Source organism: Arachnia rubra (genome assembly GCF_019973735.1).
Classification (GTDB): Bacteria; Actinomycetota; Actinomycetes; order Propionibacteriales; family Propionibacteriaceae; genus Arachnia; species Arachnia rubra.
Genome location: NZ_AP024463.1, coordinates 3,217,077 through 3,240,034 on the forward strand (window position 1 = coordinate 3,217,077; position 22,958 = coordinate 3,240,034).

Annotated in this window: 19 protein-coding genes and 1 pseudogene; 11 read left to right on the forward strand and 9 right to left on the reverse strand. The window is 64.4% G+C overall.

What is annotated here, in order from left to right; translation table 11 throughout:
- Positions 1–74: 74 nt before the first annotated feature.
- A complete protein-coding gene (locus SK1NUM_RS14640; RefSeq protein ID WP_212323651.1) occupies positions 75–590 on the forward strand; it encodes a hypothetical protein in 516 nt (171 codons plus the stop codon).
- 59 nt (positions 591–649) lie between these two features.
- Here SK1NUM_RS14640 and SK1NUM_RS14645 read toward each other — a convergent pair whose 3' ends face one another.
- A complete protein-coding gene (locus tag SK1NUM_RS14645) occupies positions 650–1,744 on the reverse strand; it encodes a Fic family protein (RefSeq protein ID WP_212323653.1) in 1,095 nt (364 codons plus the stop codon).
- Positions 1,745–1,901: 157 nt separating this feature from the next.
- Between SK1NUM_RS14645 and SK1NUM_RS14650 the strand changes: the two genes are divergently transcribed.
- Together SK1NUM_RS14650 and SK1NUM_RS14655 are read left to right on the forward strand one after the other, a co-directional pair.
- Positions 1,902–3,029 carry a lipid II:glycine glycyltransferase FemX gene (locus SK1NUM_RS14650; RefSeq protein ID WP_212323655.1) on the forward strand — a complete coding sequence of 376 codons (1,128 nt, stop codon included), beginning with the start codon at positions 1,902–1,904 and terminating at the stop codon, positions 3,027–3,029.
- Position 3,030: 1 nt separating this feature from the next.
- Positions 3,031–4,056 (forward strand): alanine racemase, encoded by a 1,026-nt coding sequence (locus SK1NUM_RS14655; protein WP_212323657.1) that lies wholly within the window; start codon positions 3,031–3,033, stop codon positions 4,054–4,056.
- Between the two features lie 114 nt (positions 4,057–4,170).
- On the opposite strand, the gene SK1NUM_RS14660 is transcribed toward SK1NUM_RS14655, so the two are convergent.
- The 3 genes from SK1NUM_RS14660 to SK1NUM_RS14670 all read right to left on the reverse strand — a co-directional run bounded on the left by SK1NUM_RS14660 (position 4,171) and on the right by SK1NUM_RS14670 (position 9,488).
- Complete coding sequence (locus tag SK1NUM_RS14660) at positions 4,171–5,565, reverse strand: hypothetical protein (RefSeq protein WP_212323659.1); 1,395 nt, start codon at positions 5,563–5,565, stop codon at positions 4,171–4,173.
- Positions 5,566–5,661: 96 nt separating this feature from the next.
- Entirely contained in the window at positions 5,662–8,034 is a 2,373-nt protein-coding gene (locus tag SK1NUM_RS14665) for a transglycosylase domain-containing protein (RefSeq protein ID WP_212323661.1), read from the reverse strand.
- Between the two features lie 194 nt (positions 8,035–8,228).
- Positions 8,229–9,488, reverse strand: coding sequence for a YibE/F family protein (locus SK1NUM_RS14670; RefSeq protein ID WP_212323665.1), 1,260 nt, complete (start codon positions 9,486–9,488; stop codon positions 8,229–8,231).
- 76 nt (positions 9,489–9,564) lie between these two features.
- Here SK1NUM_RS14670 and SK1NUM_RS14675 point away from each other — a divergent pair, with 76 nt between their 5' ends.
- Positions 9,565–10,482, forward strand: a complete 918-nt coding sequence (locus SK1NUM_RS14675) for a rhomboid family intramembrane serine protease (RefSeq protein ID WP_223927644.1) — start codon at positions 9,565–9,567, stop codon at positions 10,480–10,482.
- Here SK1NUM_RS14675 and SK1NUM_RS14680 read toward each other — a convergent pair.
- Positions 10,475–12,400 carry a penicillin-binding transpeptidase domain-containing protein gene (locus SK1NUM_RS14680; protein WP_212323666.1) on the reverse strand — a complete coding sequence of 642 codons (1,926 nt, stop codon included), beginning with the start codon at positions 12,398–12,400 and terminating at the stop codon, positions 10,475–10,477. The genes SK1NUM_RS14675 and SK1NUM_RS14680 overlap by 8 nt on opposite strands.
- Before the next feature lie 194 nt (positions 12,401–12,594).
- On the opposite strand from SK1NUM_RS14680, the gene SK1NUM_RS14685 reads away from it, so the two are divergent.
- Positions 12,595–13,776 (forward strand): TerC family protein, encoded by a 1,182-nt coding sequence (locus SK1NUM_RS14685; RefSeq protein WP_212323667.1) that lies wholly within the window; start codon positions 12,595–12,597, stop codon positions 13,774–13,776.
- Between the two features lie 72 nt (positions 13,777–13,848).
- Here SK1NUM_RS14685 and SK1NUM_RS14690 read toward each other — a convergent pair whose 3' ends face one another.
- Entirely contained in the window at positions 13,849–14,793 is a 945-nt protein-coding gene (locus SK1NUM_RS14690) for an NAD(P)-binding domain-containing protein (protein WP_212323669.1), read from the reverse strand.
- Between the two features lie 101 nt (positions 14,794–14,894).
- Between SK1NUM_RS14690 and SK1NUM_RS14695 the strand changes: the two genes are divergently transcribed.
- The 6 genes from SK1NUM_RS14695 (at position 14,895) to SK1NUM_RS14720 (ending at position 20,181) form a co-directional block, all read left to right on the forward strand.
- Positions 14,895–15,611, forward strand: a complete 717-nt coding sequence (locus tag SK1NUM_RS14695; protein ID WP_212323671.1) for a TetR/AcrR family transcriptional regulator — start codon at positions 14,895–14,897, stop codon at positions 15,609–15,611.
- 108 nt (positions 15,612–15,719) lie between these two features.
- Positions 15,720–16,523: a hypothetical protein gene (locus SK1NUM_RS14700; RefSeq protein ID WP_223927645.1), complete on the forward strand. Its 804-nt coding sequence runs from the start codon at positions 15,720–15,722 to the stop codon at positions 16,521–16,523.
- Positions 16,524–16,956: 433 nt separating this feature from the next.
- Positions 16,957–18,600 (forward strand): Na+/H+ antiporter, encoded by a 1,644-nt coding sequence (locus SK1NUM_RS14705; RefSeq protein WP_212323673.1) that lies wholly within the window; start codon positions 16,957–16,959, stop codon positions 18,598–18,600.
- Between the two features lie 81 nt (positions 18,601–18,681).
- Positions 18,682–19,038 carry a DUF2185 domain-containing protein gene (locus tag SK1NUM_RS14710; RefSeq protein ID WP_212323680.1) on the forward strand — a complete coding sequence of 119 codons (357 nt, stop codon included), beginning with the start codon at positions 18,682–18,684 and terminating at the stop codon, positions 19,036–19,038.
- A gap of 205 nt (positions 19,039–19,243) precedes the next feature.
- The gene (locus SK1NUM_RS14715; RefSeq protein WP_212323681.1) at positions 19,244–19,825 is read left to right on the forward strand and encodes a TetR/AcrR family transcriptional regulator; all 582 of its coding nucleotides are present in this window, start codon (positions 19,244–19,246) and stop codon (positions 19,823–19,825) included.
- Positions 19,822–20,181 carry a DoxX family protein gene (locus tag SK1NUM_RS14720; RefSeq protein WP_212323682.1) on the forward strand — a complete coding sequence of 120 codons (360 nt, stop codon included), beginning with the start codon at positions 19,822–19,824 and terminating at the stop codon, positions 20,179–20,181. Before SK1NUM_RS14715 ends, SK1NUM_RS14720 begins: the two co-directional genes overlap by 4 nt.
- 184 nt (positions 20,182–20,365) lie before the next feature.
- On the opposite strand, the gene SK1NUM_RS14725 is transcribed toward SK1NUM_RS14720, so the two are convergent.
- The 3 genes and pseudogenes from SK1NUM_RS14725 to SK1NUM_RS14735 all read right to left on the reverse strand — a co-directional run bounded on the left by SK1NUM_RS14725 (position 20,366) and on the right by SK1NUM_RS14735 (position 22,894).
- Positions 20,366–21,019, reverse strand: a complete 654-nt coding sequence (locus SK1NUM_RS14725) for a Fic/DOC family protein (protein ID WP_212323689.1) — start codon at positions 21,017–21,019, stop codon at positions 20,366–20,368.
- Positions 21,020–21,076: 57 nt separating this feature from the next.
- Positions 21,077–21,274, reverse strand: a complete 198-nt coding sequence (locus SK1NUM_RS14730; RefSeq protein WP_212323691.1) for a hypothetical protein — start codon at positions 21,272–21,274, stop codon at positions 21,077–21,079.
- Positions 21,275–21,339: 65 nt separating this feature from the next.
- Positions 21,340–22,894: pseudogene (locus SK1NUM_RS14735) on the reverse strand (IS1634 family transposase).
- Positions 22,895–22,958: the final 64 nt, after the last annotated feature.

Sequence of the window (22,958 nt, forward strand, 5' to 3'; positions counted from 1 at the left end):
GTCTCCTGCTGTCGTGGCGCGGGATGTGGAAGAGTGATGGTTAGCTGAGTGCGCTTGTCCAGAGAGGAAACATCATGACCAACCCGCAGTACCCCAGCGACCCGTATGGAGGTGACCAGGGCCAGGGAAACATCTGGGAGCAGTCGCAGCCCACGGGCAACGTCTGGGACCCGCAGGCAACGGACGCCTGGAACCAGCAGCAGGCTACCGCTGGCATGCCCCAGACCCCAGCGCCAACCCCAGCCCCCACGCCGCCACCACCGCCCGGCCCGCCGAGCCCTCTCAGCCAGGCCGCTCCCCCGCAGCCGCCCCAGCCCAGCCCGAACAACTTCTTCTCCGCGCTGTTCGACTTCAGCGTCGGGACGCGCTTCAACAACGCAGCGATCAGGCTTGCCTATCTGGTCATCGCCAACACGGCCTTGCTGCTGGCGATCGCGATCATCGTCTTCGCGATCGTGACCCAGAACGCCCTGTTCATCGTGATATCGATACTGCTGGCTCCTATGCTGGTCATCGCGGGCATGGCCTCCATGCGGGTGCGCCTGCAGACGTACCGCGCAGTCGCAGGGAATCCGGAGAACAACTTCTGAAACCCAGGCGGCCAGGCCCTGGCCTTGTTGTGGGGTGCTGATATCTCGATGTTATGCCGTCAGGACCCCACCAACTGGTTCTCAAACAGTCTCGCCAGCAGCACAGGATTGCTGAAGATGATGCTGCGCCCTATCTGCTCGCGGCGGAGCATGCCTTCCTCAGCCAGCATAGACAGCCACCGGGAGGCGGTCTGGCGCTGTGCCAGGCCTACATTGACGACGTCCTCAATCCGGCAATACGGCTGACGGGTCAGGAGCCGGGCGAGGTCAGCGGCTGGCATCTTGGAGTGGCGTTCCCTGATGGCCTCATCCAGTTCATCTCGTGTGGTCAGCACAGCATCGATGAGCTCCAGGGAGGAGGACGCCGTGACTTCAACGGCGTCCATGAAAAAGAGGACCCACTCCTGCCACGCCGCCCGCTCCGTCACCTCACGCAACAGGCGGTAGTAGGCGGATTTGTGTCGCAGGATGTATCCGGAGAGGTAGAGCACGGGCAAGTCCAGTAGCCCGAAATGATTCAGACACAGCAGGTTCAGGATCCGGCCTGTGCGCCCATTGCCGTCGTAGAACGGATGGATGGCCTCAAACTGGTAATGCTGCATTGCCAGGGCGACGAGCGGGTCGTAAGGCTCGTAGTCATGCAGGAACTGCTCCCACTGCCGGAGATGGTTCAGGATGTTCTCTTTACCCTGGGGTGGGGTGTAGGAGCGTTCCCCAGTGGCGGGGTTGCCAATGAACGTGCCAGGCATCGACCGCACCTGCACCTCAGCGCCCATGAGCTGCTCACCCACCGCGAGGGCCGTGGAGAATCCGAGCGGGCGCGTGCTCATGACATCAAACCCGACGCGCAGCGCGGTGCGATAGCGCAGAGCCTCCTTGACTGACGGGCTCGGCGCCTCCAAAGCGCCTCTCGCGGCCCGGAACAACTCGTCGTTGGTGGTCACGATGTTCTCTATCTCGCTGGAGGCCTGCGCCTCGATGATCGGCGTCAGGTTGATCAGGAGGGTAGGGTCAGGGACACGCAGGCAGGCCGCATTGAGTGTCGCCAGCCGCCGGCTTGCCCTCAGCACGGCCTTGAGGACCGCCGGCGTCTCCACGTCCTGCGTAGGAGGCAAAGGCGGAGGATCGAAGGGCCTGCCAGGATCAAAAAGCATGTTTCGACTCTACGCAGATCACGAGGGATATGTACAAATTCCGGCAAAATTTGTACATATCCCGGCGATATGGTGACGGCGTCACCATATCGCCGCCTGTGCCGCCTGGCGGAGAGAAGCTGTCTGCCGACCCGCCGCAACCGGTAGGTTGTAGGTCGTGAGCATCACCGTCAAGACGATCAGCCCCGACGAGCACCTCGCCTTCGTGGCTGCCCGTGGACAAGCGAGTTTCCTACAGCTTCCCGCCTGGGGGAAGGCAAAACCCGAGTGGCGTTCGGAGTGCGTCGGCTTCTTCGACGGCGAGGCCCTCACCGGGGTGGGGCTCATTCTGTACCGGCAGTTGCCGAAGCTGCGCCGCTACCTCGCCTACCTGCCGGAGGGCCCGGTCCTCGACTGGGAACGTCCCGACGTCGACGCCCACCTGGAGGCGCTCGTCGCTCACGCCCGCCGCAACAAGGCGTTCGCCGTGCGGATCGGCCCGACGGTGGTGCATCACCGCTGGCTTGCCCCGACGGTGAAGGCCGCCATCGCCGACCCCGGGATCACGGCCCTGTCGCAGGCCACCCCCGACGAGACCACGCTAGCCGGCACCCGGGTGCTGCGGTCCCTCGAACACCTTGGCTGGCAGCCCCAGGGCGAAGGTCACGGCTTCGCCGCCGGGCAGCCGAAGTTCAACTACCAGCTCCGCCTGACCGACACCGAGGGCGCAGCGCTCAGCGACGAGCAGCTGCTGAAGGGCATGAACCAGCTGTGGCGCCGCAACATCAAGAAGGCCGGCAAGCTGGGCGTGACCGTCACCCAGGGTGAGCGCGCAGACCTGGCCCGGTTCCATCAGATCTACCTGGAGACCGCCGAGCGCGACCACTTCACCGGCCGCGGCCTGTCGTATTTCGAGACGATGTGGGACGCCCTCAACGCCGAGGAGCCCGACCGGATGCGCGTCTACCTGGCCGAGCATGAGGGCGACCTGGTGGCGGCCACCACCTTCATCCGCGTCGGCACCCACGCCTGGTACTCGTACGGCGCCTCCACGACCGCGAAGCGCGAGGTCCGCGGGTCGAACGCCATCCAGTGGCGGATGATGCGCGACGCCCGCGACGCCGGGGCCACCGTCTACGACCTGCGCGGCATCACCGAGGGTCTGGCCGCCGACGACCCCGAGCTGGGGCTCATCCAGTTCAAGGTCGGGACGGGCGGCGAGGCCGTCGCCTACCTCGGGGAGTGGGACAAACCCATCAACTCGTTCCTCCATTTCGCTTTCCAGCAGTATCTGAAGCGGCGGTGACATGACCCTCAAGCTGAACATCGACACCCGCTCCTGGCGCAACCACATCAAGGAGCTGCACGAGGAGTTCCCCGGCCTGGTGCCCGTCGCGAAGGGCAATGGCTACGGCTTCGGGCTGGACGTGCTGGCCCGCGAGGCTGCGCGCCTCAAGGACGACTGCCTGGCCGTCGGCACCGCCCACGAGGTCGCCAAGGTCCGGGACGCGGGCTGGTCGCGCGATGTGATCGTGCTGAACCCGTGGCGGCCCTTCGACGAGACGGCCACCGTCCTTATCGACGACCCCCAGATCATCACCGTCGTCTCCCGTCTGGAGGATCTCGACGAGCTACGGAAGAAGCATCCCCGCGCCCGGGTGGTGGCAGAGCTCATGACGTCGATGCGCCGGCATGGCATCACACCAGAGGAGATCGAGTCGGTCGATGCCGGGTCGCTTGGTTTCGAGGGCTGGACGATGCACCTGCCGCTGAAGGGACAGCTGGCGGAGGCCAAGCAGCTGGCGTCGGCGGCCATCGCCCACCACCGGGGCGCGGTGTGGGTGTCGCATCTCGACATCGGCGACTACCGCAGGCTCCGCACCCAGCTGGGCGTGCAGACCCGGATGAGGATGGGCACCCGGCTGTGGCTGGGAGCGCCGCAGGCGTTGTCCACCACCGCCACCGTCCTCGACGTGCACCGCATCACCCGCGGCACCCGTTACGGCTACCACCAGGCCAGCGCCCCCCGGGACGGCTGGCTCGTGGTGGTCAGCGGCGGCACCTCGCACGGCATCGCACTGTCGGCACCCCCGTCGGCCCGGTCGCTGCGGCAGCGAGGCGTAAGCCTGGCGCAGGGGGTCCTGGACGCCGTCGGATTCTCGCGGTCGCCGTTCAGCATCGGGGGCCGCAAACGCCCATTCGCCGAGCCCCCGCACATGCATGCCTCGATGCTGTTCGTCGGCGGCTCCGAGCCCGGCGTGAAAGTCGGCGACGAAATCCCCGTCACCGCCCGCCAGACCACCACCACCTGCGACGAGATCACCTGGAACTAACCCCAGTTTGCTGGCCTTGAGCCCGGTTTGCTGGCCTTGTTCACGTTTGCCTGTGTTGTGAGGCCAGCAAAAAGCGATAAGGCCAGCAAACCGGCAGGCCGCAGCGTCGGGCGGCTACGACCCCCGGGAGCTGACCTCCAGCGCCGGTGGGGACGCTTGCGTCTGTGCGCTCTCTCCGCTGGGTTTCCCGACGCTGTTGAGCACCCCACCGACCGGATCGGCGACATCCGGGGTGCGCAGCGCGTCGCCGCTTGGGCTGGTGACGTCGCGCAGGCAGGCGAAGAAGATCCAGATCTCCACCCCGATCCGCAGCAGGATCGCCGCGAAGTAGATGTTCGTGTTCGAGTTGAGGTGCCCGGCCAGATAGCCCCAGATTGCGGCCCAATAGATCAGCTGGGTGAGGGTGAACGCCACCTGTTCGACGCGCCCTGGACGGGCCAGCAGCAGCGCCAGGAGCAGCCACAGGGCCGTCTGCGGGGTGTAGGTGGCACCAAACAGCACCGTCGGGAAGACGAACAACGCCACCAGGGTCCCGACCCGGGGTTTGTGGCCCCGCAGGTACAGCCAGCTGACGAGGACCGCCAGCAGCAGCGCTGTCAGCATCAGCCCCAGCGATCCCGCAGCGCGCACCTCCCAGCCGAACAGATGCCCCAGGTAGAACAGCGACCCGTAGGACAGGTTCTTGGTGAGCTCTCCCTGGTAGAAACCCGCGACGGCACCCCAGTCCTGGATCAGCAGCGGCAGGTGCAGCAGGACGATGGCGACCGCGGCGGGTACCAGGAAACGTCCCACCTGCCTGGCCCAGCCCCGCAGGATGATGGCCGTCACCACAGCCAGCACCACCGTGAACGCCAACAGTCCGGCGCAGACCGCCATCCCCAGGACGATCCCCGCCTCCACGAGGCGTTCCCTGGAGAACAGCAGCAGGCCGGTCGCTGTCAATGCGACCGCGAACAGGTCCCAGGAGATCAGCCCAGCCGCCAGGACGACGGGGGAGGCTGCGACCCACATCCCGTCCCAGGTGTGACGCCGGCCTCCCCGCGAATCACGCCCCAGGAGGGACTGGCACAGCACCCACACCAGGAAGCAGGCGAACAGGACGACCATCCAGATGATGAAGAAAGCCTGCACCCCATCGAGCTGGGCAGGTGGCTCGGCAGAGCTGTCAGCGACCGGGGCGCCCAGGCCCCTGGCGAGCAGGATCGTCCCGAGCAGCAGCAGGCCCAGCAGCGGCGGATAGAGCAGCTGCCCGCCGTCGAAGGGATGCCGGCCGACCGCGAAACCACTGCCATTCCAGGCCAGCGGCACATCCGAGTAGCAGAGCATGATGAACGCGTCGGCGCGGTTTCTCCCCGCAGAGTAAATGCACGGCAGGTGCCGCAACGCGCACACCACGAACAGCGCGGTTGCCACCAGCAGCGACCACGGGACCGGGTTGAACCAGATCCCCGAACGCCGGGCATAGCGTCCAGCCGGACCGCCGAGCCCCTCCAACAGCGCACTGTTCATGAAGACATCTTAGAGATCCACTGGCGCGGCAAAGGCCTTGAAAGGACCATCCCCACTGCGCCAGGAAGGCTTCGTCAGCGCAGCGGCCGAGCCTCCCTACTGGCGGCGGCCACCGCCATTGCCCCTGCCGTCTCCAGAGTTCCCGGAGTTCCCGGAATTCCCCGAATTCCCGTTCCTGTTCCTCTGGTCATTGTCCTGTTGCCGGTCCCGGCCGCCGTTGCCGGTCGGTTCCGCCCTACCCGTCGGATCGGTCTGCCCGCCGGTCGCACCGCCAGAGGGTCGGGACGTCCCGCCGGAGGGAGCCTGGGTGGGGTCGCGGTCGAACCCGTTGTTGTTGTCGTCCTCGCCGCCGATCCCACCGCTCGGTTCGGGAGCCGGCTGGGTGGACGTCTGGGACGGGGCCTGGCTGGATGACTGACTCGGCTTGGCCGATGACGTGGTTGATGGCTTGGCCGAGGGCGCCGGCTCCTCCGGCGCGGTGGACCTCCCCTTGATCGGCTTGGCCTTGTCGAACTGCTTGACCTCCTGGCCCTTGGTGGCGGTTTGCATGTACTCCAGCCACGTCATCAGCGGATAGGTGGAGCCGAAGAAGGTCTTGTCCTTGGGGTTCTTGTAGGCGTCCAGATCCTCGTTCCCAGAGTCACCCGCGACGTACATGACCGCCGTCGAGATCTGCCTGGTGTAGCCGACGAACCAGGCGGAGGTGATGGAGTCGTCGACGCCGTTGGTGCCGGTCTTGCCCGCGACTGGACGGTTCAGCGCCGATGCCTTCGCACCGGTGCCGCCCTCCTCCTCGACCACGGAGGTCAGGGCACTGGTGACGTTGGCCGCCACGTTCTCCTCGATGCCCTGGGTGGCCTCGTTCTTGGCCTCGTAGACCACGTTGCCGTTGCGGTCCAGTACCTTGGAGACGAAATGGGTTTCCTTTCGGCGGCCCGAGTCAGCGAAGGTGGCGTAGGCATTGGCCATGTTCAGGGGGCTCACCTCAGCGGCACCGAGGGCGATGCGGTTGTTCACGTCCCAGCCCGCGCCACTCGGGGCACCCGCATCGTTGGCCGCTTTGATGACGGCGGGGGCACCGTTGTCCATGGACTCAGTCATGTCGACGAACGCGGTGTTGATGGACTCCGCGACGGCTCTCCTGAGCGTCACGTCGCCGTACTGCTCGTTGAACTCGTTGCGGATCGGGACGGGGTCACCCCGCGGCGTGAACGTATCGCCCTTGAGTGTGCTGTCCAGGGAGTAGCCGTTGCGCAAGCCCGCCGCGGCCGCGAAGGACTTGAAGGTGGATGCCGCGGGACGCGGGGTCGTCGACCAGTTGCGGGAGTCCTTGCTGTAGTCGGGACCACCGTACATCGCCAGGACCCCGCCGGTCGCGGTGTCGACCGATGCGACGGCGGCATGCAGCTTCGACGCATCCTGCTTGGGCTTCGCGGAACTGGCCGCCTGCTCCGTGTATTTCTGGGCAGTGGCGACAGCGGCGTCCTGCATGTTCTTGTCGAGGGTGGTGATCACCTTGAGGCCGCCGCCCTGCACTTCGGCGTCGCTGAATCCAAGCTTCTCCAGCTCCTGCTCCACCTGGGAGATTAGGAACCCCTTGGGGCCGCCGTAGCGGTCGGAGACGGGCACCTCGGGGAATTCCGGAAGAGCCTGGTAGGTGGAGTCGTATTCGGCTTTGGTGATGTAGCCGTTCTCCAGCATCTGGGAGAGCACGTACTGGTAGCGGCCCAAGAGCCTCTCCCGGTTCTTCTCCCCGCCGGACGGGTTGAAGCCGGCTGGGTTGTTGAGGATGGCCGCGAGCGTGGCGGCCTCCGCGAGGCTGAGCTCCGAGGCGGATTTCAGGAAGTACGACTTGGCTGCCGCCTCGATCCCGTAGGCACCACGTCCAAAGTAGATGGTGTTGAGGTAGCCCTCCAGGATCTTCTCCTTCGGCACCTCACGGCCCATCTTGATGGCGAGGATCAGCTCCCGGATCTTGCGGTCCGCGGTGCGTTCGGAACTCAGGTAGAGGATCTTGATGTACTGCTGGGTGATCGTCGACCCGCCCTGGACGTCACCTCCTCTGGCGATGGTCCACATGCCGCGGAGCATGCCGGGCAGCGAGAACCCCGGGTCGGTGAAGAAGGTGGAGTTCTCGGCCGCCACCACAGCGTTCTTCACGACCTGCGGCATGTTGGCGTAGTCGAGGGTGACGCGGTTCTGCACCGCTAGCGACCCAACCTGCTCCTGCTCATCGTTGTAGTAGATGAAGGTGGTGTTGGTGGTGAAGTCGCTGTTGGGGTCTGGCAGGTCCGTGGTCGCGTACAGGTACAAGAAGGTGCCCACCCCCGCCAGGCTCGCGACGAGGAACAGAATCAAAGCGCCGAGACCGACCCTGCCCAGGATCTTCCGGGCGCGGGACTTCGGGCGCTTCGCAGCGCGTTTGCGCTTCTGCTCCGGCTTGGCCGGTTGCTGATCCTGCTGTTCCATGTCAACCAGACTATGCGCTGAACCTGGGTGACTCACATGCAGATGCCTCGCCGCATAGTCCGAGGACTACGCACATCACACAATCCCACCAGGTGAAACCCCAAGCCAGAACAGCTATCAGCTCATCGGCGAGGGCCAGCTGGCCAGGTGGATGCTCCTGCATCATCTTAACCTGGCGACACGTCGTAGAATTCTCAGGCCTCTGCTGCCTCGGCCTCTGGCTCTTCGGCATGACGTCCGCGCCTGGCCTGATACTTCCCACGCCTGGCTGGTGGTGTGGCGGCTGCGCCGACGGTCAGGGCTGCGATCCCCGTCGTGATCGGGACGCTCAATATCAGCCCGATCGCGCTACCCAAGGTACGGACAATCTCACTGGCGAACATCTCCGCATTCATGAGCGCGAGAGCAGGACGATCGGTGAAATACAGCAGCAACAGAACCGCCAGCGACCCACCCGCATAGGCAAAAACGATGGTGTAGATGGTGGAGGCGATGTGGTCGCGCCCGATCCGCATACCCGCCGCGAACAGTTTCCCGCGGCTCATCGACGGCGCCGCCGCCCGCAATTCCCACACCGCCGAGCTCTGCGTGATGGTGACGTCGTTCATCACGCCGAGGCCACCGACGATGATGCCCACCATCAGGAGCTCCCGGAAGTTGAGCCCGGGCACGAGCTGCGCCAGGTCGTACTCGTTCTCCTCGGCGAACCCCGCCAGCCGGGCCAGCTCCACGAACAGGCTGCCCAAACCCGTCGTCACCGCCACGCCGAGCAGCGTCCCGGCCAGGGCCGTCGACGTCCGGATCGAGACGCCATGGGCCACGTACAGCACCACGAACATGATCGCCGTGCCGCCGACCAGAGCCACCAGGATCCCCGGTTTGCCCGTGATCAGCGCCGGCAGCATGAACCCGACCAGCACCACGCCGGCGAATCCGAGCCCGAGCAGGGCAAACAAACCCTTCAGGCGCGCCACCGCGAGCACCACCAGGACGAACAGGACCGCCAGCACAGCCAGCACCGGCATTCGCTCCGTCGACGAATAGGACCAGACTGGGTCGTCGGCAGATGCGATCCGGTTCAACTCGATCACATCCCCGGCCCGCAGCCCGGACTGCGCGTTCGGCCCGAGCAGCGGGATGGTCACCGAGCTGCCGGTGTCCTCGCCGGTGTTCACGGTCACCGTGGCAGTCACGCATTTGGCGTTCCCAGTCTGCTGCGCGTCGCAGCCGTCGGTGATGTCGGTGATGGTGCCGTGCTCGTGGGTCAGGTTGGGGGCGTCGTAGATCTTCTGCACCACCGAGGACAGGTCCGAGCCGGACGGCCACAGCCAGATCAGTCCCGCCACCGTCAGCACCCCGACCAGCGCCAGGAAACCGATCAGCACATTACGCGCCGTGGTCCCGACCGCCACATGGTCCAGATCTGCTCCCGAATGAGAATGCCCTGCGCCCATGCCATGGCACGATACCCCCGGGAACCAGAAGCAGAAGTAACCACGCGTGGTGGATTGCGAAGGTAGCCTTGCGCCCATGCAACAGAGCGTCTGCTACCGGCATCCCGGCGAGGTCACGGGCATCGTCTGCCAACGCTGCCACCGGCCCATCTGTCCCCGCTGCATGGTGGCGGGGTCCGTCGGATTCCAGTGCCCCGAGTGCGTCGTCCTGGGCCGGCGGCAGACCCGCCAGGCGGACCTGCCCTACGGCGGCTCCCGCAGCGCCATGCCGGCGCTGACCTCGCAGGTGCTGATCGGGATCAACGCGGTGGTCTGGCTGGCGATCATCCTGACCGGCGGCGCGAACAGCTTCCTATTCCAGACCCTGGCCATCCGCGCCCAGGCTTTCTGCGCCACGGACCGGTACATCCTCGCGGTGGACAGCCAGGCGCAGTGCACGGCAGTGGGCGCGACCTGGTTCGACGGAGTCAGCTCCGGATCCTGGTGGCAGGTCCTGACCAACGCCTTCACCCACCTGGACGTCCTCCACATCGCCTTCAACATGGCCGCCCTGTTCATGCTTGGCCCGCAGCTTGAGAGGGTGCTGGGCCGGACCCGTTTCCTGGCGCTCTACCTGGTCTCGGCGCTGACCGGGTCCGCCATGGTGATGTGGTTCTCCAGCCCCTACATCATCACCATGGGTGCCTCCGGGGCGATCTTCGGGATGATGGGCGCGGTGCTGCTGATTGCGTGGAAACATCAGGGCGACGTGCGGTCCATCCTGATGTGGCTGGGTATCAACGTGGTGATCACCTTCGTGGGCTCCAGCTACATCTCGTGGCAAGGGCACCTGGGCGGCCTGCTCGGCGGGCTGGCCGTCACCGCCGTCCTGGTCTGGCTTCCCCGGGAGCAGCGCCGCTGGCAGTGGCCGTTGGTGGCGGCGGTGGCTGCGCTGGCCATCGCCGACATCGTGGTGCGGGCGCTGATGCTGGCCCCAGGGACGCCGGTCAGCTGAACATCGCGTTGATGAGCGGGCCGGCCGTCGCGGAACCCGACTGGCCGTCCTGCACGAAGGCCGCCACCGCGTACTTGTCGTTCCACGCGATCATCCAGGCGTGAGCGCTGTCGGAGGCGGCGTCACCGAATTCGGCGGTGCCCGTCTTGGCGCCGGTCATGACGCCCTTGACGACGCTGCCGGACCCCTCGTTGACCACGGCTTTCATCAGGGTCTGGAGTTGTGTGGCCTCGTCCTGGGTCAGGGGCGTGGCCGTCGACTTCGCCTCGTGTCCCTTCACCAGCCACGGAATCCGGGTCTCACCCGAGGCGACGCTGGCCGACACCGAGGCCATCCCCAGCGGCGACATCTCGATGCCGCCCTGCCCGATCATGCTGATGGCCAGGTCGAGCGGGGAATTCGCAGGCTCCACCTTCCCGAAGTTCGACGAGAACCCGGCGTCGTAGTCCGTGCCCACCCCGAGGCTGCCCGCGGCTTCCTTCAGTTTCTCCGGGGTGACCTTGTCGGTGTTGCTCCCGAAGGCGGTGTTGCAGGAGTTCGCCACTGCCTGCGTCAGCGTGATGCTGCCGGTCTTGTCCTCGGGATAGCCGTCGTAGTTCTTCAGGGTGTGGTCGCCGATCTGCATGGTGGCTGGGCACTGCACCGTCGAGTCGGGCCGCAGGCCGGAGCGCAGCAACGCCAGCGACGAGACCACCTTGAAGGTGGAACCGGGCGCGTACTTGCCGAAGGTGGCGTAGGGATACTCGCCGGCCGCCTTCGAGTTGGCTGCTGCCAGCACTCCCCCGTCCTTGACGTCCAGCACGACCAGGGAGGCGAGCCCGGAGTCGCCAACCTGCTGCGACAGCACCGACTCCGCCTTCTCCTGCATCGCGCGGTCCAGCGACAGCTGAATCGGGCTGCCGACGCTGGACTCCTGCGAGAACAGCGTCGTGGTCTCTGCCTCCGCTCCGGAGCGCGCCACGATGTCGACAGTCACCTTCGGCACCCCGCGCAGTTCCTTGTCGTAACGCTCCTGCAGGCCAGTGACCCCGACCATGTCCGAGGTCATCAGGGCGCCCTCCGACTTGTCCACCTGTTCCTTCGACGGGTTCCCGACCTTGCCGAGCAGGCCCGCGGCGAAGGTGTCCGATGGCGCGACCGACGAGCTGGACTCCTTGACGAAGGCTCCCGGGATGCTGGAGACAGTGGACGGGATCTGGTCCTGGGAGGAGATGGTCTTGGCGACCACGAACTGCTTGGCCCCGCCAGTCAGCACCTTCTGGGTGTAGGAGTTGACGTCGACTCCCAGCAGCTGCGCCAGCTGCGCGGCCGCGGCCTCCCAGGTGGACTCCTCAGACTTCGACTTGTCGATGCCGACCTGGTAGACGGTGCGCTCCTCCACGAGGGCCACGCCCTCGCGGTCGTTGATGGCGGCGCGTTTCGGCCAGGTGCGCTGATGCCTGAGCCGTGTCTTGTCGGTGAGTTTCTCGTGCACCACCGTGGGCGCCCAGGTGACCACCCAGTTGCCGTCCGCATTCTCCAGCTGAACGTTGGTGGTGTATTGCAGCCCGGCCTGCCCGACGGGGTAGTTGTAGTTCAGATGAGCGGAGGCGGTCTTCCCATCGGGCGCGTACTGCACCCCAGCGGACTCCACCGCCGGGACGATGTCGTCCATGCCCGCGAAGATGGTCTTCAGCTCCGTGGTGGCGTCGGCGGGCGGCGTGGACAGCGACGTGCCAGTCAGGTCCAGCTTCTGCAGCCCCGCGACCAGGCCGGCGACCACGTCATCCGCGGAGGACACCCCGTTCGGTGGGTCGTTGGGGGCCCAGGCACCGGGCTCCGGATTGCCGGGAGAGCACCCTCCCAGCAGCAACGCCGAGGCCATGACGGCGGCCAGCACAGCCCGGAGCCTCCCGGCCCAGAAGGTCTTGGTACTCACGTCGGATCCCTTCCTCAGCTTCCTTGCCCTGAGACTACCGGGAGCCCCTGTCAAAGACGACAGGGAGGTTCTGGACAATGATTGTTGCCCCTCATGGAGACAGGTACCCTTTATAGGGTTGAAGGTCGTACAGATCGCTACTTACGGATCGGCCCGCGACCACCTCCCCGATCTATATCAAGGAGTGAAACCGGTTGTCCGTCCCCCTTTGGGTCTGGGTCCTGACCATCGCAATCATCATGGGGCTGCTCGCCTTCGACTTCTTCTTCCACGTCCGCAAGGCACACACACCCACCCTCAAAGAAGCCACCCTCTGGTCGATCATCTACGTGGGCCTGGCTGTCCTCTTCGGTATCGCCGTGACCATATTCGGCGGCGTCGACATGGGCACGCAGTATTTCAACGGCTGGCTGCTGGAGAAAGCCCTCAGCGTCGACAACCTGTTCGTGTTCCTGGTGATCATGGGTTCTTTCGCTGTGCCACGCCAGGACCAGCAGAAGGTGCTGCTGTTCGGCATCGTCTTCGCACTGCTGGCCCGGTCGGTCTTCATCGCCCTCGGCAAGGCGATGCTGGAGACGTGGAGCTGGACGTTCTACATCTTCGGCCTGATCCTCATGATCACGGCCGGCCGGCTGCTGGCCCCCGACGACGGCGAGTCCGGGGACGCCGACAACTTCATCATCCGGATGGCGAAGAAATACCTGCACACCACCGACCACTACGACGGGGACAAGCTGTCCACCGTGGAGAACGGCAAACGGGTGCTCACCCCGATGCTGCTGGTGATGATCGCCATCGGCGGCACCGACCTGATGTTCGCGCTGGACTCCGTGCCCGCCGTCTATGGCGTGACCACCAACGTGTACCTGGTGTTCACCGCGACCGCGTTCTCGATGATGGGGCTGCGGCAGCTCTACTTCCTGATCGACGACCTCCTGGACCGCCTGATCTACCTGAAGTACGGCTTGGCCGCGGTGCTCGGTTTCATCGGCGTCAAGCTGACCCTCCATGCGCTGAACGAGAACAACGTGCCGTTCATCAATGGCGGCAGGCACGTCGATGTGTGGGACATCAGCGATCGCGACTCGCTGCTCGTGATCCTGAGCATCCTGACGATAACGATCGTGATCTCGCTGTTCAGCCGGAAGGGAATCGTCGCCAGCGCCATTCGCAGCCTAGACCGCCGGGCGCACTCCTACCTGCACACCGAGTACCACAACACCGACGAGGAACGCGACGCCCTCTACCAGGACATCGTCACCCGGGAAGCTGGACTGGGGAAGTTCAATCCCAGGTTCGTCGCCGAGTACATGGAGTCCAGCGGCTTGGAGGCCACCCTAGAGAAGGTCCACAAGATGCACCGGGAGATCGGCTAAGACCGCCCCAGGAAATCCCTCACCTGAGCGGTACGCAGACTCCGCGCAACCATCTGAGCCCTCACTGAGCCCTCAGGCAGCAGCCTTGACGTCCCACGCGGCCGCAGCGACCATTCCCGCCAGCGTCTCCTCCAGGGGAGTGTGGGTCTCGCCGAGCAGGTCGCGGGTATCGGTGTCGTCGCAGATGAAGGGCGCCTCCATCTGGTAGCTGGTCTGGCCGATCGCACGCATCACCGGGGAGAACCAGCCCAGCAGGCGCATCACCGGGGCGGGGATGACGCGCAGTCCCGGCTCTCCGCCGATCCCGGCAGCCTGGAACAGCAGCCGGGCGAGCTCGCGGACACTGCGGGCGGGGGCGCTGGGGACGTGCCACGCCCGGCCGGTCATCCCGGGATCGGTGGCGGCGCGGGCCAGGAGACGTCCGAAGTCGGAGATCGCGGTCCAGGTGTGCGGGGAGTCGGCGCTGCCGATGATGCCGGCCCTCCCCTTGGCCAGCAGGGGCCCAACGATCCGCGACCCGGCATAGGACCCCGTCCCTGCGCCGGCCCCGAGGTACGACGACCCACGCACCTCGACCGCCCGGATCCGCCCCTGCTCATGGGCCTGGAACAGGCGCCGGGTCACGTCGGCCCGGACCTCACCAAGCGCCGACGGCGGGTCGAGGGGGTCGGTGGCACGCATCGGCATGACTCCGCGCGCATAGGAGTAGAGATTGCCCGCGACCACCAGCGTGGCGTCCTGTCGTTCCGCCAGGCGGATGAGGTTCTCGATGGCCAGGGGCCAGGCATGACGCCATCCGGCGACGGTGTAGGTGAAGTTACAGCAGGCGACGATCGCCGCGCTGGGCGCAAGCCCCTCCAGGCCATCGCCCGTGACGACGTCGGCCCTGGCGGCCTGCGCGCCAGGCAGCTGGGTTCCGCTGCGGGTAGCGACCGTGACCTGATGCCCGGTCTCGACGAGCGTGCGCGTCGTGGCCCTGCCGAGCGGCCCGGCGCCGATGACGGTGATGTGTTCCATGGTTCCTCCTCAGGTATCGACCCAAAACAGTAAACACTGTTTACGCAACATTGTAAACACTGTTCACGCTCCTGGCGTGGTGCGCGTGCGAGACTGGGGCCATGGCACCCACCCCACGCAGCGAGGCCCGCGACGCCTTCACCCGGCAGCTGCTGACGGTCGCGCACCAGCACCTGGTGGACAACGGCGCGACAGGGCTGGGGATGCGCGCCCTCGCTCGCGATCTCAACGTGACGCCTGGCGCCCTGTACCGCTACGTCAAGAGCCGCGATGACCTCCTGACGCTGCTCATCGTCGACGCCTACGAGTCGCTGGGAAAAGCCGTCGAGGAGGCCGAGGGCAGGATCCCACGCGGAGACCACGAGGGTCGCTGGCTGGCGATATGGCGCGCGGCGCGCACCTGGGCGCTGGAGCACCGCAACGAGTACGGCCTGATCTACGGCACCCCGGTCCCCGGATACCAGGCCCCACCGGAGACCATCCCTGCCGCGTCCAAGATCTCCATCCTGCTCGCGCGAATAGCCTCGGAAGTGGCCCCGCCCGCCGGCGGCACTCCCCCGGCGAGCGGGCCGGAGCTGGCCCCAGGCCTGTTGGAGGACCTCGAGAGGGTGCGTCGCTGGACCATCGAACAGGGACTACCCGCGAAAGCCTCGGACGAGATGATCCTGACCGTCCTGAGAGGTTGGACCGAGCTGTTCGGCTGCATCAACATGGAACTCTTCGGCCACTACGTCGGCAGCATCGAGAATGGCCCAGAATTCCTCGACGAACTGGCCCACCGCAGTTTCCACGAACTCCAAGAACTGGCACGGTCCTAATCAACACCCAGAAATGCTCATTTCTCCCTGAAAACCTACGAAAACTGGCTCATACCTAAAAGCGTCGGGAGCAACTGATAGATTTCCGGCGAGCGACAGGAGTAAGCCATGACGACGGTCACGCGGCGTGTAAAAGAAGTTACCCAACCCCGTGGCGGGTACATCAACCCGAGGTCCATGAGGGTAAAACAGCTGGACGACGGCAAACCATCACCGCTCGATCATAAAATCGAGAATCTCCACCCTACTCTGGTGGGCACAGCAGTGGATTACCTATCACGCCTCGCGAACGGCGCGGATCCACACGACGCCTTTGCGGTTTCACTGATGGGCGCCAACAACATCGGCGGCGCTGCTCGCACAGCTGCTGAGGTCGCGGTGGCAAGCCTCACACCAGGAAAAATAGACGGCTACGCCATCATTGCCGCCTGCAAGCTCGCCGGATACGACGTTGGATACCGCGTCGGTCCGGCAATGTACGATCCACGTGCACGAACCAAGCCGGATAAGGTCACGATCGATCACATCGTGACCATGGTTGATCGGTCAGTCAGGTTCTTCCGCGAATACGGGCCTATCACACTCGATGGCTTCACTTTCCCCGGCGGCTATACTGACGTGGTGACGGCAGGTGATGGAGATTTCCTGACCTCCGATACGCTGTGGGATTTCAAAGTCTCAGTGAAAAGCCCCACCAAGGATCACACGCTCCAGCTACTCATGTACTGGCTCATGGGCATGCACACAGGCCTGTCCCACTTCACAGGCATCACCCATCTGGGGGTCTTCAACCCGCGCCTCAACACCGTATACCGCATCGCGGTTGCGGACATCTCCAAGGAGGTTATCAGGGAGGTCAGTATCGAAGTGATTGGATATGAGGATTATCCACAGGCTTTAGTGCACCGATGACACGTGAGGACGGCTTTCCCGCTCGCACTGTAGGGAATATGGAAGTGGCAGCAGCCAACGGCACAGAAGACGCTCCCGGAGCCGTGGCCTTCGCCTGAGAGAGCTTCACGGGCTGCCACACGTCCGGTCATGGCGAGAGGGACAGCAGACTTCCAGCTCGTGTAAACCGCAGCGAGGCCGCCGCCAGGGCTGCGACACATCATGACCCGCGCGCAGAAGGCACGCATGCGAGATCTTCCCGATCGGACGAGACCGCCGAAGCAGTCCTGAGCCTGGTCAGCGCAGGCCTCTTCTGGCTGAGGTCGTCATCGCTGGCCTATGACCACACTGCCCAGGACACCCCAGGGCGATTCACCCAGATGCTAGGGTATTAAAGTGCGACACCGTACGGCACAACCGAGACAACGCACACGACCACAAGGAAAACCACGCCTTGTTAGAAGTCCTCATCGCCCTCTCCCTGGCGATCCTCATCGGCAACATCATTGCCCACAAGACACGCCTCACCCCCGCCATCGTTCTCATCGTCTTAGGGCTGGTGCTGGGTCTCATCCCCGCCCACCAGCTGCACGAGGTGCAAGAACTCGGCCTGCCCCCGCACGTCATCCTCGAAATCTTCCTGCCCATCATGCTCTTCTGGGAGGCGCGCAACACCTCCTGGCGAGAGATTCGTAAATTCATGCGCGGCATCACCCTCAGCGGCACGCTGCTGGTCATTTTCACCGCCGCCGTGATCGCCTGGTCGCTGAATTTCTTCTTCGGCACCGACTGGGGGGTGGCCCTCATCATTGGCGCCGCCCTAGCCCCCACAGACGCCACCGCCGTGGCCACCCTCAATGGCAAGCTACCCAAGTCGTCCATCACCATTCTGAAGGCCGAATCGCTTATTAATGACGGCACCACCCTGGTGATTTTTGCGCTCGCCCTCCAGGTAGCTAACGGGCACCAGCTCAGTCTTGGGCCCACCACCGGCATGTTCTTCTACTCGTTCGCGGTGGGCATCTTCGTGGGCCTGGCTGTGGGCTGGGCGGGCAATAAAATCCGCGCCTACCTCACTAACCCCATGTATTTCACCGTGTTCATGGTGACCACACCGTTTATCGCCTTCCTCATCTCTGAGCAGCTGGAGATCGCCGAGGGGTTCAAGGGCTCCGGGGTGGTGGCCGTGGTGGTGGCGGCCATCTACCTCACCTACAACGGCCCGGACACGATCACCGCGCAGAACCGCTTCTACGGTCTGCCGATTTGGGCGTTCATCTCCTTCGTACTCAATGGCGCGCTGTTCGTGCTGGTGGGAGTACAGCTGCCCGAGGTGTGGCGCGCCATGGACGAGGTGGCCCAGCACAACCACTACTCCGCGATGACTGGCGTGATGGTGGTGCTCGTTGCGTGGGTGACGAGCGTCGCTGCCTGGTTCGTGTTCCTTAACGTGACCGTGGGGATTATTCGCGCCCTGGACCGCAGCGAGAAGCAGCGGCGGCTGCGCGGCACGTTCCGCGGGCGCGTGGTGAGCACCTTCGCGGGCCTGCGCGGGGGCATCTCCCTGGCGGTGGCGCTGTCGGTACCCGTCGGCGTGGAGGGTCGCGAGTTCATCATCTTTGTGGTGGCCGCGGTGGTCATCCTCTCCATGGTGGTGCAGGGCCTCGCGCTGCCGGCGGTGATCCGGTGGGCAAAAATCCCCGCCGACGACTCCGAGGAGCGCGAGATCACGGATGCTTCGCGCCTGGCCTGGAACGAGACCTACAGGAACCTGGACGAGCTGGCCGAGCAGGCGCAGGTATCCCCCGAGGCGCTGGAGGGTGTGCGCAAAGAGTGCGAGCACCGCATCCGCCTGTATAACGACCACCACGACACCTACAAGGAGATCTCCAGCATGGAGGCCCGCCCGGACGGCTCCCACACCGCCACCCAGCTGGAGCAGGAGAATATTCTGCGCCTGGCGTTTCTTGATAACCAGCGGCAGGTACTCAAGCGCCTGCGCAATGAGGGCAAGATCGACATGAACGTGCTGCATGTGATTCAGGAGCGCCTGGACATTGAGGAGGTGCGCGTCCTCGGCCCGGTTGAGCTGGAATAGCACCCCCGCCTTATCCTCTGGAGCGACCAGCCCCCGTCTGTCTCGGTAAGCTTGGCCGCCAAGGCGTGAAAGGAGTAGACAATGGAGTTCATCCCCAAGGCCGGGGCTTGCCTGGCCACCCGCAATGTCATTGAGCAAAAGGGGCTGGTGCGGTGGATGGTGCGAGGCAAGTCGCAGGCGCCCGCCGACAACGGCTGGCAGATCATGAGCCACATTGACACCTCCGAATACCTCAACGACCCCTCGAACTGGCAGGTCGCCGACTTCAACGACCTGTGCACCATCGAGCCCGCCCTCATCGGGATCTGGGACCTGCCCGTCGGCTCCGACCTGCAGATAGTCCGCGACGAGCTGGGCATCCGCATCGTGGAAACCCCCACCGGCCGGGAGATCCCTGTGGAGGACCTCTACGTGCCCCCGTCCCAGCGGGCTGACTGAGACGAACCACCGCCGGTCTGAGGACACCACGCCCAGACCAACAGACCACCGCACCCGGTTGCCGACCAGCCAACCCTGGACGCTGCCCCGCTCTGAAGAGATGCGGGTAAGACCAGCACCACATCGCGGGACACCGCTTCTCCTTGAAAGCTGTATTTTGTCACGCTATCCTGAACGTGTTCAGTGAACTTGTTCAGGAGATGTGATGCCGACCCGCAGCGACATGAAGGCCGAGACCCAGCGGCGAGTGCTGGCCGAGGCCGACCGGCTCTTCCGTGAGCGAGGCCTCGCGGCCACCACCGTGCGCGACATCGCGGCGGCGAGCGGAGTGAGTGTCGGCACGGTCATGGCCGTCGGCGACAAGTCGGCGCTGCTCGTCAAGGTCTTCGACAGCCTGATCGAGGAGACCCACGCCGCCCGCCGCGAGACACCTCCACGCGGCGGCAACCGCGTCGTCCGCGTCCTGAGCCTCGTCGAACCCTTCCTGCAGCTGTTCGCCAGCCGCCAGGAACTAGCACGGGCCTACGGATCGATCCTGCTCTCCGGCAACCACTCGTCCGAGATCTTCACCCGCCTGACCAAGATCCTCCTGGCGGAGATCCGCGACGCCATCAGCAGCCCCGGACGCGCCCCGGACGACCTGGACCGCCAGGCCCAGGCCCTCTACTACGCCTACCTGGGCGTGCTGTTCACCTGGGCCACCCGGCCCACCTTCGAGGGCAGCTCCATCATCGCGGAGCTGCGCACCACTTTCGAAACCATCTGTAATCACAAGGAGCACGAATGATCATCACAGCCGACCCCTGGTGGCCCGCCGTCATCCTGGCTGCAGCGCTGCTGACCGACGCCGTTCTCATGATCCGGCCGCCAAAGTTCATCCGCGAGTGCCTGGACGGCGTCAACTTCCCCAGGGAATGGGCCTGGACGCTGATCGTCATCAAATTCCTCGGCACCGCGGGCCTGATCGCCGGTATCTGGCTGCCGGGGGTGGCATTCGCAACGAGCGTCGCGGTGGTGGTGTATTTCCTCTGCGGCGTTGCTGCGCATTTCAAAGCCAACAACGCCCGGGGCCAGGCCTTCGGAACCTGCCTGTTCATGCTCGCACTGGGTATCTTCACCCTGGTGTCATTGTTCATCCTGTAAAGACCCCACTGGTAGGGGACGATGGCACAACACAACATCCAGATGCCGTACTGCCGAGGCCTCGGTAAAAAGGCACACTGGTTTGTAAACCAGCGGCGATCCATAACCAGGACCGCGCATGGACGCCACAATTCACCCAATCCCCGATCATGTGGTATCTCGCAATTCCGCTAGGTCAGGAAGGTCAGTTGCGAAAAAGAGTGATCTCGCGAGCGAAAACGGCTGCAAGGCGGTCATTGCGCCCGGTAGCTTGGCTGTGGAAGCGAGCAGCGATAAAGTCGTTGCTACCTGGCGTGCCGGGGGCGAAGTAGGCGGGATTAAGTTGCCAGCCGGCTTGTTGGGCAAGTTGGGAGAAGAACACAAATTGGCTACGGGTGTTTCCCTCGCGGAAGCTGTGGACGACGTTCAATTCACCCCACACCTCGGCAAGCTCGGTTACGAATTCATCCCGGTCCAAACCACGCAACAAGTTCTTATACGCAAGCCGCTGGTACTGTTCCTCAGCTGCCGCCGTCAATGCTGGTCCTGCTGGGTAGTAATTATAGGGAACTTGGGGTGCTGTAGGGTCGCCTGGCGGGTAGTTGATGACGTCGGGACCGGTCTTCGTCATGAACTCTCCTACCGGTGCCACACGTTCCTGGCCTGCCCATTCATAGACATCCTGGAAGATGTAGCGATGGATCGCTTTCATGTGCTTGTAATCGAACTTGCCGGCGATCGGGTGCTTGGCAAGTTCCTCAAGCCGGATCGCGGCTGCGCCTTCTTCGAGGGCCCGGAGTTTTCCTGGGTCGGTTTCCCCATAGGGCTTGCCTGGCGTGGTGAACTTGTTGCGTAACACGTGTGTACCTGGAATGAAGTAGTCGTCCCAGGTACGATACGTGTTTACGGGCCGCCATCACCTTTGGATATGACGGCGCAGCGCCTCTATCGCCTGGTCTCCTGTCATATTGTCGTGGGCGACTTGGTCCATGAGGTCACGGACCACAGGATCAGTAACCTGGTGACCCGCCACAGCCAAGGCAGCCTCTGCAAAAGCGACCCGCTCTTGCGCCTCAGGTGTAGCGGTCCGGGCGATAGCGGTGCTACGGGCCATAATGCAGATCTCCCTACCTCTCGATTTCTCTACCCATCCTACCCCCCGACCTGAGTTGTCGCAGTTTAGTGACCCAGGATTTTCTCGATTATTGCTGTGGTGTCGGGGGTTATGTGGGGTTGGGCGGTGATGGTTTGACCGGCGATTTGGATGGTGACTTGGCGTAGGGGTCGTAGGGTTCGAATCAGTCGTTTGATGCTGATGCCGGTGGTGGTTTGGAGCTGGCGGGCGATGGCAAGAGCGGTGAACACGATGGTGAGGTGGGCTTCGATCGCTTCGGCTTGGTGGTGGAAGATTGACCTGGCTTTGAGGTCGTGTTTGGACATCCGGAATGATTGTTCGATGTTCCATAGGTCGTGGTAGGCGTCGATCACTTCCTGTCCTGGCATGGCGGTTATGGGAATGTTGGTGACGTAGCCTTTCAACCCGACCAGTTGTTTCGCTCGGGTCAGCGCTTCCTCGTTGAGGACAGCGGTGCCTTTGCTGGTGGTCACGAACCGTGGGTTGCGGGCGGTCTTCTCGCCGGCCACGACGGCCCGGGCCTTGTTCTCCTGCGCGGTGAGGGTTCTACGGTCGTGGAGTGCACGTTTGTGGCTGTAGTGCCATACAGCCCGCCACGAATGCGGATACCGGATTGGATCCCAAACCGGTTCGGCCCGTTCCGTAATGGGGTTGGCTGTCTGGGCCCTGGTGGTTTTATCCCTAGGGGTGATCGTGTCGATCAGTTGTCCGTCAGTGAACGCGTCCCCTATGCCAGCGGAAATGTTTGGCGAGGTCACCCGGGGCTTTGACCGGGCGGGACCCGACAATGAACCCCAATCCCGCCTCGTGAAGTGTTTGGAGGTTGGTCATCGACAGCATGCCGGCGTCGGCGACCACCACCACTTCGCCGAGCTGGTGTCGGGTCGTGAACTGGTTGATGATCGGGATGATGGTGTGGGTTTCGGTTTTGTTGCCTTCCCAGGAGCCGATCTCCAGCGGGAACCCATGGCGGTCTACGAGAAGCCCGACGATGATTTGCGGATCGACGCGGCGTTCCTTGCTGTATCCGACCTTGCGGAGCTTGTCTTCGTGCTCGACCTCGAAATGCAGGGTCGTCACGTCATACATCACTAGTGTCACGTCTCCGTCTCTGGTGGCGTGGCCGTAACAAGCCGCAGCCAACTGGTCTCGGTAACCCCGCCTTGCGATCCTGGCCAGACAGCGGTGCATCGTCGCCCGGTGCACCGGAACAATCCCGAGCTCGGTCAAGACCCGGGCACTGTCCAGCATCGATGTCGGCTCGACCAGGCGGGCCAGCACGAGCTGGAAGAACGCCTCATCACCGACCACGTCGAAACCCAACGCCTTCCAAGTAGCCCAGACCACCTCAACCAGCAAAGCGGAACTGCTCCCAGTGACCACCGCAGGCTGCGTGGGTGTCGCTGCGCTGAAGTCCAGCATCTGCTGATCTGGTGGGACCAGCTTGGCCCGGCCAGCGGCCATCAACACAGCCAGCCCGGCCTCGTCATGGGCAGACCCGAGATGCTCGATGATCCGGTTTTTGCGGCCTTCCTTGACCACGATCTGCACAGCTGTCGCCCCGGAAGCGGTCTTCACCTTCCGCAGAAACGGGCTCACCTACCAGATCCTACCCCCCGATTAGTGACCCACACGACACACCCAAAACGCCCTGACAAGCACC